We start from the raw sequence: 12,860 nt of genomic DNA, 5'->3' as shown, positions 1-12,860 counted from the left end.
AACCCCAGAATGGAGAAACTATGAATCACTGTGTAGAAATTAAGTATATCGTTAACGAATTTTGTCATCAGATAACCGTCAATTATAGTAAACTAACTGTTGAAATAATAACAAATAGGGTTCTTTCTGATGCTGAGAAGGAATTTATAAGTAATGCTATCTCGAGATATTTCTTGGAGAACTGAAAAGTTCTCCTTTTCATGTTACCAATGGATTCGGCTAACTTCTACAACGCCTATAAATCTTATGTTATGTACTTTCATTGCCTCCTCAGTGAAATACAAATCTTCAATGTCAGGATCTTTAGCTTTTAATATTAGAAGGTCTTTTTCTTTTTTTACTTGTCTGATAATAGCATCATCATTATCTATTAATACAACTGCAATATCACCATCTTTTGCATAATTTTGCTTCCTAGCAATTACAATGTGCTGTATCCCCTTGAAAGGCATCATCGTATTGCTATTATCCAATAACGCAAAGTAATCGGTTGGTTTTGTTAAGTCTGACGGAAAGTCCTCTGTACCTATGATATTCGTATCATTCATAATGGGAAAATCACTCGATATATTTTTATATACTGGTAATTTAGTTGCCAATAAATCTTGTTTTTCATCTGTCAAATCTGATCTATAAATATCGAAATAGTCTGCGATAGTTTGTAATTTATCTACTCTTGGATATTTTTTACCAGAAAGCCATTCAGATATAGTAGTCTTGCTGACTCCAATGGCATGAGCAAGGTCATTTTGGCTTTTTTTATTTTTCATTAACTGATATCTTAAATTTTTTGCAAATACTTCTCTTGAATTTTCCATATAGCACCTCGCTTATATATTTTATATCACTTTAAGCAAATTAAATCAATGGTAATTAGTAAAAAATTACAACTTTAAGTTGACAATAAACTTTAAGCGAACTATAATGATGCTAGGAGGTGAGTTAATGATAAAAAATGCTCCAACATTTACATTGAAAGCTTGTCGAGTAAATAAGAATTTAACGATAGCACAAGTATCGAAATTCATGGGAGTTTCTGAGAAAACAGTTTGGAATTGGGAAAATTACAATACTATCCCTAATGGCAGCGAGTTGCGGAGACTGAGTGAATTATTCGGCATTAAAGAAGATCTTATTTTTTTAGGCGATAAGTTCGCTTTAAGCAAACACTTCGAGTTAGATATGCACAGCTTGCAAGTTTGAAAGGAGGTGTAATAATGCCACAGAAATCGAGGATACACACTGCATCGGAAAAATTGACAGTGCTCAATTTACTTGAGCAATCAACGGCTACTTTCCAAATACTTTTTGACTGCGGGCCGTGTAAAGCGTTGGAACTTAAAAAAAAGTAAAGCAGAAAATCATCGAGAGTGGGAAGCTGCTGCCATGTGAAGACAAAGTACCAACAGCAGCAGCTATAAAATATCTGATGATTGATGAAAATCGCATTCGAAAATTGGCAGCTATCGAAGCGGCCGAGCAACAAAAAAGAGATACCGCAGCCGTGGAAAGCTAGTATCTCAAAGTTGATAACATGTCATTATTATCAACTAAAGTATATCAATTAGAGCCGTAAAAGGCAAGGAGGATCTCATGCAAGAAAATAAAACACTCGATCAGTTAAATGCTGAAGGAAGAGAGTTTATCCAGGAGTCACTTAAGAATATAAAAGCAAACACATACAAAGGTATTATAAATGGTCATGCTGCAATGCGTGAAATAGTAGATGTGATTGATAAATATGATTTATCATTCAATCAAGCGCGGCGGTTGCTTATTGATACAGCTGACTTTCTAGGTGGCTGTAAGATGAAAACAAAGAAAAAAACTGTTTCTGATAATCAAAAACAGTTTGAAAATGGTGAAATCACTCTAAATGAATATAGAAAGAAGTGTGGTTTATCACCAATTGCTGAAGGTGACAAAAAACTCGAATTAATTAAAACAGAGTAATTTTGTAACAATAAGGCACTTTGGATTGTTCATCACCTAATCTTTTCATACCTTGATATTTCAATTTCATTGCATCACAGACAGATGGAATTAGTTCTGTTAATTCATCGTTGTCTATATGGATGTGAAAGTAATCATTCAATGTATGCACAAGTTCAAGCGAATTAATTTCATTATGTTTTTCACCAGCAAAAATAATATCGTATTTATGCATTAATTTCACAGCATCCTCGTCAGTTATTGCGCATTTACTAGCTTCTGATAATTCGATGAACACATCATGCAAGTCCATGATTTTATCATTCATATTTTCACCCCCTTTCCCAAATAAATTATAGCATTATTAAAAGGTGAAAGGTAGATAAACATAGCAAAGAAAGGAGCAGATGCTATGGACACTTATTTAACAAACAAGATATACAAGAGCGTTGCAGAGTTAAGCGTGCGAGAGCCAGTGAAATCATGATAGCAGTTAAAGAAGAATACGACATTGATGAATCTAGACTACCTAGAAGACACTGCATCCCGTCAAGTTACTTAGAAAAGTATTTGAAAAGCGCAGTACGCAAAAAAAGAGACGCTCTAACCGACAAAAGTGTAGCGTCTCAAGGTTGATAACTCTAACAAATTATCAACTAAAGTATATCAATTAGAGCCGTAAAAGGCAAGGAGTGTATGAATGGAAATCGCCATAGGATTGATTGCTCTAACATTTATTTGCTTAGCAAATTGTTTGATGCCTAATTATAAGGATATTCCATCTAATAGAAAACAGTTTGAAATTAGTTTTCTGTTAGCGGTGACAGGAATTATTCTGTTTGGGGTGTTTCTTGTAAGTATGTGTCTGAATCTTTAGAAATTCTAGCTATATCACCAATATGAATTTCTTTATCTAATTCATTATCAATCAAATTTAATTATTATAGCAATCTAGCAACGTATTATGTGACTTTATTGATTTATTCGGTCATTACAACAATTAAGCCTAAAAAGGCAAGGGGGTAAGTATGTTCATAGTATCATTAATAACATTCCTAATAGTTGGATTAAGCATATGGTTTGTAAAAAAGTTTACACCAGAGATTAAAAGCTGGTATCCATATTATGCAATTACAATCGGTATTCTTTTTCTAATTGTTGTAAGTATCACCTCAAAATGATTTTAACACAGCCATAAAAAGCAAGGAGGAATAGAATGGTCAAAACTGATGCGCGCTTTAATGACATCATACTTAATAAAACTTTGATGTCAATTGCAGAAGCGTTTGTAGTATTGAATGCTGATTGTCAAGCCGGCAGGCTTATAAAGAACCCCAATAAAAAGGAACTCTTTAGATTAAAAGCAGAAACAGCAAAGTCTATTATAAACAGTTATATAGACCATCTGAGTGAAGCTGAAATTGAGTAACTAACAAACTAACCTTATAAGGTAAGGAAGGAATGAAATGAGAGATAAATTAAAAAAACATATGGCAAATACATAGAATCTAAGTTAGCACTTATCATTTCGATAATCACACTATTGATTGTATTGACTAAAGATTTTCTGTTTTAAAAGAATTGCGTCAAGTAATTATCATAAAAATTTATGAAATTTTAATAATGAAGCCTTTAAGGCATGAAGGGAAGGAATATTATGGAACAGTTAAATACTGAAAAAATATTAAAAGACATGGAGGCCATCAAACACTCACTATCATTGATGGCTAAATGCGTGGATTCGATTACACTGGATCGCGCTGTTGATAAACTAAATGATGCGATTGAGCTTGTAAGCATCTACACAGAGGATAAGGATAATGATTGAGTTTAAACGTAAACCAATCGTCAAGAATTGGATCATTTTTGGGCTTACTATCTATTCATTAGGCACTACCGTGATGGTCGCATCTTGTAACCAAACTATTGAAACGCAGACATCACAAATCAGTTACTTACATAATCAGAATATGCAGCTGGCGCAGGAGCTCGATCAGCTGAAGCATAACGGTGAAATAATCGTGCCGGTAGATAAGCCTGCATTTGCAGAGCCACAGAAACAGCTTGTATCGCTCGGCATGTTTGATGTTACCGCTTATTGCCATTGCTCAATCTGCTGTGGCAGAGAGGGGCAATTAACGGCCTCAGGCACCTACCCAACAGCAGGTCGCACAATCGGAGTCGATCCTGAGATATTGCCCTATGGTACCGAGGTTGTTATTAACGAACATACATACATAGCCGAGGATACCGGCGGTGCGATGCAAGGCAAACATATTGATATTTTTATGGACAGTCACGAGGAAGCGTTGCAATTTGGTAGACAGTTGTTAGAGGTATTCAATTATGAGTAGGGTGGTGATTTACCATGATTGATATTATCAATCTTTCAGATTGGAAAAAGATGAAAGAGATTAAAGAAGTTTATGAAAGATACGATAAGCATATCAGCAAAGATGGCAGGGAGTTCAGGCTCTTGGTTGAGCAATACAACGAGGGATACTTTAACCATTTGCATGATGATTTCATCGCTCATGATAATGTTAAAGGATATAAATTGACGTCTGATCCGAAAGAAATTGAACGATCCTTAAACGATTACAAAAAAAGAGGTATCAATCAGTTGATTAAGTATTGCCGAGGGATGAGGGCAAGAGGAGAAAACATTAATTTACAGTTGCTGATCGAGGAAACTGAAGGTGGTATCTGAGGTAGCTTATGGCTGGCAAACCTAAGAAAAAGCTAGATTACGCTGGCTGGTCTGTGGATCTGTTTGACAATGACACCAAGATGGATAAGCTGCTTGATGCACAAGGCTGGAATGGATTCGGAATTTACTTTTATTTATGTCAAAAGGCGTATGGGTCTGAAGGATACTTTTATAAATGGGGCTATGACGATTGTGCATCTACGGCACGTAAGATGGGCGGCGGCATTGGTTCCGGTACAGTCAAAGAGACTGTGGACTACTGCTTACAAATTGGTCTTTTTGATAAAGGGCTGTTTGATAGGTGGGGAGTGCTAACCAGTAAAGGTATCCAACGGCGCTATTGGGCAGTTGCTTCAGAGCGTCGTGACAAAACTGTATATATGGAATATTGGCTTTTGCAAGATGAAGAATGCAAAGGTTGTTTTAAAGTCGCACTTTTTGACAATTATGAGCTTGCGAATGAACATGTTGACCTTGCGAATGATCATGTTAAGAGTCTAAAGGAAAGTAAAGTAAATAAAAGTAAAGTAAAGAAATCAAATGAGCGATTAAAAAATATTTTTGAGACATTTGAAATATCATTTGGAAATCCATTGTCACAGCTCGAATTACAAACTTTACATGATTGGCTGAACACATTTAATGATGAGGTTGTATTACTGGCACTTGAAACAGCCATCAGCAAAAAAGCAAAGTCATTTAAATACATTAACAAAGTATTGGCAGACTGGCAGGCAGCAGGTATTAAGGATGCCGAAAGTGCTAAGCAGCACATGAAAAAGAGACAGAAAGGAACCGTATATCAGAAAACAGCTGTACCTATACCGGATTGGTATAAAGAGCAGCAGCAAGAAATTGAAAGCTCAGACGACGAAGAATTGACTCCTGAACAAGTGGAGCAATTAAAAGCTGAGCTAGCCGAAATGTGGAAAGAAGAACACATAAGTAAGAAAGGAAAATAAAATGAAAATCAAATTGAACTCATCGGTATTTCATGATCCGATGCCATATAACACCATCACAGTGGATAAGGATAAAATCAAATTTCACTCATTCGACGGTGCCGGCATGGGCATCCTTCGAGCCGCAAAGATGAGTAAAGAAGCTGATGAACCGGCATCTTTTACTTTAAGCGCAAAAGATTTTGGGTTTATATCAAAACTCAGTGACTTCACGCTGGAATTCACGGACAACGTGATCAAGGTATCTAATACTAGACTCAAGGCAAAATTTGCCAATGTGATTGATTATCCTGTCTACACGCCAACGCTTAATGACATGGTAGATATTCAAGTCAAATTAGATGATTTGCTTCCAGGTACTCAATTTATTGGAAGTGACTCAACGTATCCACAGCTATCAGGGGTTAACATATTCTCTGATAAGATTGTAGCTTCTGATAGGACTATGTTTTACACTCACACCACTGATACCGGTCTTGATAATCCAATCAATGTGCCAGGAGAAGCATTTAAACATATACTTGATACCGAAACGATGAGGCTTCAGACAAACGGTAAGATGCTTGTATCAAAAACTGCCGGCCGCAGCTTTTATACAGTGTTGATAGAACAAAAGCTGCCAGACGTCAAAATGGATGATGAACCGCTGTTAAAAGCTAAGTTGCCTCGTGATGAGATGATTCAAGCATTGAAACTGATAAAAGAATATTCAAAATATGTAACCATCAGCACTAATAGTAAAGGTATCAAATTGTATGCCGGCGAACAAAGTAACGAACTGGCAATACAGGTCAATGCAGAAATAGAGGGTGAAGCCGCTGACCTATCTTATGATGTTGCTAGATTAATAAAGATTACTTCATTGATGAAAGAAGACGATGTATCGGTGATTTTTGGCGCCCGAATGTTAATCTGCGATGAGGGTATGCGCAATAATCGGTATGTGCTTGCAAGGTATATGATGCCTGTAAAAAAATCAGAAACTAAGGAGGAAAAATAAGATGGATGATTTATTTGAAATGTTAGATGAGGAAGAATTTGAGGTAGTAGAACCAAAGAAAGAAAAACCAAAGAAAGAAACAAGTAAAAAACCGGAAGCGAAGAAAGAACCACAACCGGTAGAAGTGAAAAAGTATAAATACCCATTTACACTGTATTATGCCGCTCAGAACATTGACGTTAGCCATATCTTTGAGGAGGGCAAGGAATATACCGCTGATGAGATTACCAGTGCTATGCTTAACCATCAGTTTTATGAGTTTTCTGGAAAAGTGTCTTATGACTTAATCGAAGCTGATAACGTACTTGTTCCAACCTTTCAGCAGCATAAAAAAGGTTAAACTATGAAAATAGAAAACATAAAGTATAAAAAACTCTTTGTCATTATAGGAACCGGCGGTACCGGCTCCTTACTGGCAAGAGATTTACCGAAGTTGCTTTTAAACACATCAAGTAAAATGGTAATCGTTGACGGAGATCAAGTTGAGCAAAAAAAATATGAAACGCCAAGCATTTCAACCACAAGACATTGGCGAAAACAAGGCGATAGCTCTTGCTAAGAAAATCAATACATTTCATGGCGAATTGTGCGAGGCGATTGATAAGTATGTGACTAGAAATGAACTGATTGAGTTTATCGATCAGCGCAAAGAATTTTATCCGATACTTATAGGCTGCGTTGATAATGATGCCACTCGCATTTTGTTAGAGCAAACCTTCAGGCATTTAAAAAATGCAGTTTACATAGACAGTGCTAATTCAGAGTATGACGGCAATGTCTACGCGGCATTGAATGTTAATCAAGTTACCTACGGTGCGATAAGAAGTGAAACCTATACACTGGAGAATAAAGATCATCCAGCAGAAAAGAGCTGTCAAGAACTTGCTGCCGGCAATATTCAGTATCTAGTGACAAATTTAAAGATGGCCACTTCTTTATTAGAACATTGCAGCTGCATCATGGCGAATGAGCTGAAAGAAGGTGTCACTGTTGTTAAGCAATTTGAGGAAATACATTTCTAAAAATATCAAACTCGGTGAAGGCGGACAAATCTTAAAATTTTTATTTGAACGCTGCTTAGATCAAGAGTTTGCAAAATCATTAATTGATAATTTAAGGCAAGCGGCAATTGATAATGATCTTGATGTGGATGATATGGGATATATCTTTGAAGATTTGGCATTTGCGTACCATTTAGAGCAGTATTTAGATATCGATTATGACATGTGCCCGATTCTGGCACTGATACTCAAGTGCATAGTAAAAGAGCCTGGAATTGTAAATGAGTATTGTAATCCAATTTATTTTTTGGCAGATGTCTACTTTAATCTTAGTGAGGATAAATCTCTATTAAACGCTGCTGAATGGCTTGAAAGCGAGATTGGCGGCGAATATCGAGAGGTGCTTGACATTATCACCAACCCCAGATTGAGCAAAAAGCAAGCAAGAGAAGAAATTGACAGGTTGGCAGATAATCAAAGCGATGCTGAACTGTATTATGTGCATATGAAATATCCGGAATCTGATGGTGGTGAGCATTACAACGAATTTGTGCAGGCAATGGATTTATTTAAGGCTATACAGGTCACTGACGATGACTTTGTCGTATGCTACTTGGACTACATGAGCGGCGAAGGAAACACACTCGTTGACCTTGATAAAGAAGACATGGCACAAATGCTAGATTTGATTAAGAGCATCACCAATGACCCAATAAACAACTATTCCGAATACAACACTATATTTTCGGCATTTGGTGATATAGGAAGTAGATATAGCCTAGTGGACACGATTATGAGTATTAAAAAAAGCGACGTGGAGGTGCTATTTTGAAAGAGATGATAATTAGAATATCAGACATTAACGAGGAAGCGGAAATACTTGAGGTAAACAAAATAAGTAATCAAGAATATTTTTTGAGCGCTCCATTAAAGGAGATAGTAAAAAAGATAAATGATTATACAACTAATCCATATGCAAACAACCATGCTAAACCATATTTACTACACTCAAGCATTATTGGCGCATCAGACGATTTCGGTAGTATTCTGATAAACCAGCCAGAGCATATTCGCATAGTAACATATAAGGATAAAGCTTATAAAATACATTTTCCCAACGCTTTATATATCATGTATCAAAATGCCGGCACTGTTGATAGTATCAAAGCATTTGCCTATAAACAGTTTGATGGGACAAATACAAAATTGTATAGATACCCAATGCCTAACATGCTTGGAAACAATATGATTTGCATTGGATCAGCACCGCGAAAAATCAGTGACTGTGACTATATAAAAGCTTTAGAAAATATAATTTTTACACAGTATACACACAACACGGTCAATGATATAAAGTCATTTAAAAACACTGTTGATTATTTTGCTTACCTGTCAGCAAACGAATTTCCGTATCACTTATTAATCACTGATAACAAGACTCTGAAAGATATCGTAAATGGATAATGAGTTAATCCTATTTGATCGTCTTAATGTCATCCGTGATGTAATCCATTTGCACGGTGAGGATAAATTTTATCTTAGCTTCAGCGCAACCAAAGGGCAAATAATGTATTTGGACGAAGATGAATATGTTGACACCAAATATGCTGTAATCATACCGAAAATAGAATTTGCTCCCAAATACCTATATTATTCAATCGAAAAAGAATTACCTGAATTTTTAGCAAAATATCAGAGTGGTATAAATATTCAGGTTGACACACTTTATCACATGAAACTAAGCATCCATGATATTGACGATCAATATAAGATAGCCAAATGTTTACAGCAAAATGAACTTGCTATTGAAAATGAAAAACGTGCAGTAGAAGAAATTAAAAATTTAAAGAGATTCATGTTAGAGAATATGGTGGTTTAAAGAAGTTGAGGACCAAAAGGTAGGTGAATATGAAAAAGAAAGATTTTGAAAATGCCATTGCCGAGTTTTTACTTGACCAGAAGTGCAGTGAGAAATCAGTAAACACGCTTAAGAAATACGAGCATGGTGTGCGCCGGTTTGTTGATATGCTGCCTGAGGACTTTGAGATTACTAAGTCACACACATTGGCATATAAGGAAATGCTGCTTGGTAGTGGATACAGGCCGGCAACGATCAGCTTGTATATTGTTGTTATGAATAAGTATCTAAAGTGGATCGGTGCGCCGGAGCTGCGTGTTAAGCAGCTGAAGGTGCAGCGCAAGAGCAGCTTGTCCGATGTGCTTACGCCGGAAGAATACAACCGCCTGTTAAGGAAAGCAAAGTCGAGAGATCAATTTGATACTTATCTCATTATGAAAGTGCTGGCAAACACCGGCATTCGCGTTGGCGAGTTGAAATACTTTACAGTTGAAAATTTGAAAAGCAATTATCTCCAGATTGACAACAAAGGAAAAATCCGCACTGTGCCCATCCGTCAGGACTTGGCGCGTGAGCTGAGGAAATACTGCCGGAACAGCAACATCAGAACAGGTACAATCTTCCCCGGCAAAGTCAAGGGTAAGCAAATGGCGGCATCAACCATCTGGCGGCGACTACAAAGGCTGGCCAGTGAGCTTAAGATAAAAAAAAGCAAGATTCACCCGCACAGTTTCCGACATTTGTTTGCCAAGCAGTTTTTAAAAGAAAACAGCAATGGACTTGCAGAGCTTGCTGATTTGCTGGGGCATGAGTCTCTGGAAACAACGAGGATCTATTTGGTATCGACGGATGAAGAAAAAAAGAAGAAATTAGAAGGTCTGAAGTACTGAAAAAACACCCTTGTTTTTATAAAAAGTATTGACGGCTGAAAAAGTGAAAATAAGCCCTGTATCGTGGGCTGAAAGTTAACAATCAAGCATGCAAGATAATTATGAGGTTATTTTGCATGGGAAAACACGGAGGAAATATGAAAAAGGAAACAATTAAAATTGGTGACGAAGTTATAATGAATGAAAAGTATCGAGTAGCAGATAAATATAAAAACACTGTATTCACAGTGCGAAGCGAACCCTTTAATATATGTGGAACTATTTGCGTTTTGCTTGAAGATTATAGTGGTGGCTATGCAATAGACGGATTAACAAAAGTAGAGAGGTAAAAAACATGAAAATTGAACATTTAATAGCAGACAATACTGTATTCCATTGCGATACACCAGAAAAGGCAATGGAGTTTATTAAAAAGGCTCATGAACTTGGGTATCATTGGTTAGGAAGTTGTGATAATGAAACCAATTTTGATTTAAATGGTAATGAGTCATGTTACAAGCTTTGCAATAATTGTGGTAAAAGCACTATATTTGTTGATTGTAAAGAATATTTTGATGCATGCGAAAAGGAAATCATAGAATATAAATTTGATAGAGAAGAAAAGAAAGATAAGCTTACACCACTTGAATACCTCATGCAGTATTGGGGTATTGAGGAAGGTGAAAAGTTTAATATTATTAATGAAGGTTCTAAATTGCCTGATAGTCCTTACTATTTTAAAAATGGTTGTTTATATGATAAGTTAGATAAACTTCATCGTTCAATCTACTATGGTTTTTTAAACGGTTCTTATAAAGTACAAAAAACACCGTGGAAACCTAAAGATCGTGAATTGGTTTGGTCTATTGATTGTGATGGAGATACTTATTCAACAAACTTTTTTGAAACATATAAAAATGATTTAGCAATGCTCAAATGTGGCTGGTATTTCAAAACTAAAGCAGAAGCAGAAGCCAACCGAGAACGAGTGTTAAAAGAGTATTCGGAGGTTCTCGGTGATGAATGAATTGATATATGAATATCAAGTAAACAGTGAGTTACAAAAGGCGGTTTTGACAAATGAAAATAATCATAAATAGGAAATATGGAGGCTTTTGGATCAGTAATATTGCATTAGAAGAATTGATGCAGAGAAAAGGTGAAACAATTTGTTTCTATGAAATGACATTCGATGATTCTGACAAATATACTTATACCAAAACAGATGCAAGTAACAATAATTTATTTGTTGCTGCAATATGCAATGATTTTGGCGATGTGTTCATTCCAGAAAATGACGAGCAATCGGACGAATTTTACAAATACATAATTCGTGGTAACGATTGGAGATGGCGAACGGATACCGATTTAATTAATTTAATAGTAGAAAAAGGCAGTGAATTCGTAAGTAGCCCTCTGTCTAGTTTAGAAATTGTTGAGATACCTGATGATATTGAATGGGAAATTGAAGAATACGACGGCATGGAATGGATTAGCGAGAAACACAGGTCATGGTATTGATACACAATGATGCGTGTGAGAGGCTAGCATGAATTATAAAGATGAAAGAGAGTATCTTGAAAATGAGCTGAGAAGTTATCGAAAAATCATTGATATGTGTTACAGATACGAGCAGGAAATAGAAGAAGCACAAATTGCTAAGTATGGTATATCAAGCGCATCGTATAAAGATGTGATTTACGAAAATGCGGGTGATCCATATAAAGTTAATATAAATGCTTTGAATGAGAGCATTAAGCTTAATACAGTCAGATTGCAAGCGTGGCAGCAGAGAAAAGAGTGGATCGAGGAAAGGTTATCTGTACTTGATGAAAAGGAGTACAAAGTAATCAAATACAAGTATATCGTAAGTGTTAAGGCAACTAATGCGTGGATAGCAAGTGTATTACCTTGCCATGAAAACACGATAAAGCATATTATTGACCGTTCTCTAGAAAAAATGTTAAAGTTTGTAGGTAACCACAAGTGATTTTGATGTATAATCGTAATCGAGGAAGGAAAAACCTACAAGGTTTGATCCTTGCACATAAGAGCCGAACACGGCTCTTTTATTTTTAGGTAGCCAATGCGCTACCTTTTTTATTACCCGGCAACCCCGGTGAAAGGTAAAACAACTATGATAGATAAAAATTTTGTCGAAGAAGTAAGGGCGAGAACTGGCGAACCAGTCTCAATGATATGGAGTACGGTCAGTATGATCTATAACATGTCAGCAAAGACATGCTATGGCATTGACTTTATTTATAACGAGATAATCAACATGCTTGATGATCGTGTTTGCTGGACATCAAGACAAGCTGCTAAGTTATTGTTAGCAGAATCATGAACAAAGATGTGCCTTGTTATAAATGCGATAATCGGAACATTGACTGTCATGGACAATGCCGGCAATACAAGATGTATCACGCTGAAAGATTGAAGATATTAAAGCAGCAGCAAAATCAGGCAGCAGCGGATCACGAGGTATCGAGCAATTGGTGCTATGACAGCAGGAGCAGAAGGATATC

At 36.3% G+C, this 12,860-nt stretch carries 23 protein-coding genes; 21 read left to right on the top strand and 2 right to left on the bottom strand.

Going from position 1 to position 12,860, the window contains the following annotated elements:
* Positions 1-203: 203 nt before the first annotated feature.
* A complete protein-coding gene (locus DAHG_RS20455) occupies positions 204-818 on the bottom strand; it encodes a LexA family protein (RefSeq protein ID WP_022937144.1) in 615 nt (204 codons plus the stop codon).
* A 127-nt stretch (positions 819-945) separates the two neighbouring features.
* Between DAHG_RS20455 and DAHG_RS18780 the strand changes: the two genes are divergently transcribed.
* Together DAHG_RS18780 and DAHG_RS04525 are read left to right on the top strand one after the other, a co-directional pair.
* The gene (locus tag DAHG_RS18780; RefSeq protein WP_022937143.1) at positions 946-1,203 is read left to right on the top strand and encodes a helix-turn-helix domain-containing protein; all 258 of its coding nucleotides are present in this window, start codon (positions 946-948) and stop codon (positions 1,201-1,203) included.
* Positions 1,204-1,593: 390 nt separating this feature from the next.
* Positions 1,594-1,953, top strand: a complete 360-nt coding sequence (locus DAHG_RS04525; RefSeq protein ID WP_022937141.1) for a hypothetical protein — start codon at positions 1,594-1,596, stop codon at positions 1,951-1,953.
* Here DAHG_RS04525 and DAHG_RS04520 read toward each other — a convergent pair.
* The gene (locus tag DAHG_RS04520) at positions 1,940-2,260 is read right to left on the bottom strand and encodes a hypothetical protein (RefSeq protein ID WP_022937140.1); all 321 of its coding nucleotides are present in this window, start codon (positions 2,258-2,260) and stop codon (positions 1,940-1,942) included. The genes DAHG_RS04525 and DAHG_RS04520 overlap by 14 nt on opposite strands.
* A 372-nt stretch (positions 2,261-2,632) precedes the next feature.
* On the opposite strand from DAHG_RS04520, the gene DAHG_RS21100 reads away from it, so the two are divergent.
* The 19 genes from DAHG_RS21100 to DAHG_RS04420 all read left to right on the top strand — a co-directional run bounded on the left by DAHG_RS21100 (position 2,633) and on the right by DAHG_RS04420 (position 12,679).
* Positions 2,633-2,809 carry a hypothetical protein gene (locus tag DAHG_RS21100; protein WP_022937139.1) on the top strand — a complete coding sequence of 59 codons (177 nt, stop codon included), beginning with the start codon at positions 2,633-2,635 and terminating at the stop codon, positions 2,807-2,809.
* A gap of 339 nt (positions 2,810-3,148) precedes the next feature.
* Complete coding sequence (locus DAHG_RS04505; RefSeq protein ID WP_022937137.1) at positions 3,149-3,361, top strand: hypothetical protein; 213 nt, start codon at positions 3,149-3,151, stop codon at positions 3,359-3,361.
* Positions 3,362-3,589: 228 nt separating this feature from the next.
* Positions 3,590-3,760 carry a hypothetical protein gene (locus DAHG_RS21095; RefSeq protein WP_022937136.1) on the top strand — a complete coding sequence of 57 codons (171 nt, stop codon included), beginning with the start codon at positions 3,590-3,592 and terminating at the stop codon, positions 3,758-3,760.
* Between the two features lie 73 nt (positions 3,761-3,833).
* The gene (locus DAHG_RS20450; RefSeq protein ID WP_205408099.1) at positions 3,834-4,286 is read left to right on the top strand and encodes a 3D domain-containing protein; all 453 of its coding nucleotides are present in this window, start codon (positions 3,834-3,836) and stop codon (positions 4,284-4,286) included.
* A 14-nt stretch (positions 4,287-4,300) separates the two neighbouring features.
* Positions 4,301-4,642, top strand: a complete 342-nt coding sequence (locus tag DAHG_RS04490) for a hypothetical protein (protein WP_022937134.1) — start codon at positions 4,301-4,303, stop codon at positions 4,640-4,642.
* A gap of 8 nt (positions 4,643-4,650) precedes the next feature.
* Positions 4,651-5,604 (top strand): DnaD domain protein, encoded by a 954-nt coding sequence (locus tag DAHG_RS20445; RefSeq protein WP_022937133.1) that lies wholly within the window; start codon positions 4,651-4,653, stop codon positions 5,602-5,604.
* A gap of 1 nt (position 5,605) precedes the next feature.
* Positions 5,606-6,604, top strand: coding sequence for a hypothetical protein (locus DAHG_RS04480; protein ID WP_022937132.1), 999 nt, complete (start codon positions 5,606-5,608; stop codon positions 6,602-6,604).
* A gap of 1 nt (position 6,605) precedes the next feature.
* A complete protein-coding gene (locus tag DAHG_RS04475) occupies positions 6,606-6,944 on the top strand; it encodes a hypothetical protein (protein WP_022937131.1) in 339 nt (112 codons plus the stop codon).
* Positions 6,945-6,947: 3 nt separating this feature from the next.
* Positions 6,948-7,163 carry a ubiquitin-activating E1 family protein gene (locus DAHG_RS21840; RefSeq protein WP_235696026.1) on the top strand — a complete coding sequence of 72 codons (216 nt, stop codon included), beginning with the start codon at positions 6,948-6,950 and terminating at the stop codon, positions 7,161-7,163.
* Positions 7,102-7,626, top strand: a complete 525-nt coding sequence (locus DAHG_RS18765) for a ThiF family adenylyltransferase (RefSeq protein WP_235696025.1) — start codon at positions 7,102-7,104, stop codon at positions 7,624-7,626. Before DAHG_RS21840 ends, DAHG_RS18765 begins: the two co-directional genes overlap by 62 nt.
* Positions 7,586-8,437 carry a hypothetical protein gene (locus DAHG_RS04465; RefSeq protein ID WP_161650504.1) on the top strand — a complete coding sequence of 284 codons (852 nt, stop codon included), beginning with the start codon at positions 7,586-7,588 and terminating at the stop codon, positions 8,435-8,437. Before DAHG_RS18765 ends, DAHG_RS04465 begins: the two co-directional genes overlap by 41 nt.
* A gap of 5 nt (positions 8,438-8,442) precedes the next feature.
* On the top strand, positions 8,443-9,069 hold the full coding sequence (locus tag DAHG_RS04460; RefSeq protein ID WP_034456625.1) for a hypothetical protein: 627 nt from the start codon (positions 8,443-8,445) through the stop codon (positions 9,067-9,069).
* Positions 9,062-9,484 carry a restriction endonuclease subunit S gene (locus tag DAHG_RS04455; protein ID WP_022937127.1) on the top strand — a complete coding sequence of 141 codons (423 nt, stop codon included), beginning with the start codon at positions 9,062-9,064 and terminating at the stop codon, positions 9,482-9,484. The genes DAHG_RS04460 and DAHG_RS04455 overlap by 8 nt, the downstream gene beginning before the upstream one ends.
* A gap of 29 nt (positions 9,485-9,513) precedes the next feature.
* Positions 9,514-10,353: a tyrosine-type recombinase/integrase gene (locus DAHG_RS04450; RefSeq protein ID WP_022937126.1), complete on the top strand. Its 840-nt coding sequence runs from the start codon at positions 9,514-9,516 to the stop codon at positions 10,351-10,353.
* A 137-nt stretch (positions 10,354-10,490) separates the two neighbouring features.
* Positions 10,491-10,682, top strand: coding sequence for a hypothetical protein (locus DAHG_RS21580; RefSeq protein WP_026880811.1), 192 nt, complete (start codon positions 10,491-10,493; stop codon positions 10,680-10,682).
* A 5-nt stretch (positions 10,683-10,687) separates the two neighbouring features.
* On the top strand, positions 10,688-11,359 hold the full coding sequence (locus tag DAHG_RS04440) for a hypothetical protein (protein ID WP_022937124.1): 672 nt from the start codon (positions 10,688-10,690) through the stop codon (positions 11,357-11,359).
* Positions 11,360-11,412: 53 nt separating this feature from the next.
* On the top strand, positions 11,413-11,853 hold the full coding sequence (locus tag DAHG_RS04430) for a hypothetical protein (protein ID WP_022937123.1): 441 nt from the start codon (positions 11,413-11,415) through the stop codon (positions 11,851-11,853).
* 28 nt (positions 11,854-11,881) lie between these two features.
* Complete coding sequence (locus tag DAHG_RS04425; RefSeq protein WP_022937122.1) at positions 11,882-12,322, top strand: hypothetical protein; 441 nt, start codon at positions 11,882-11,884, stop codon at positions 12,320-12,322.
* A gap of 147 nt (positions 12,323-12,469) precedes the next feature.
* Positions 12,470-12,679, top strand: coding sequence for a hypothetical protein (locus DAHG_RS04420; protein WP_034456526.1), 210 nt, complete (start codon positions 12,470-12,472; stop codon positions 12,677-12,679).
* Positions 12,680-12,860 lie beyond the last annotated feature (181 nt).

It is taken from the genome of Dielma fastidiosa, assembly GCF_000313565.1.
Classification (GTDB): domain Bacteria; phylum Bacillota_I; class Bacilli_A; order Erysipelotrichales; family Erysipelotrichaceae; genus Dielma; species Dielma fastidiosa.
Note: the sequence above shows the minus strand (reverse complement) of the source record. Positions and strands in the feature narration are given on the sequence as shown.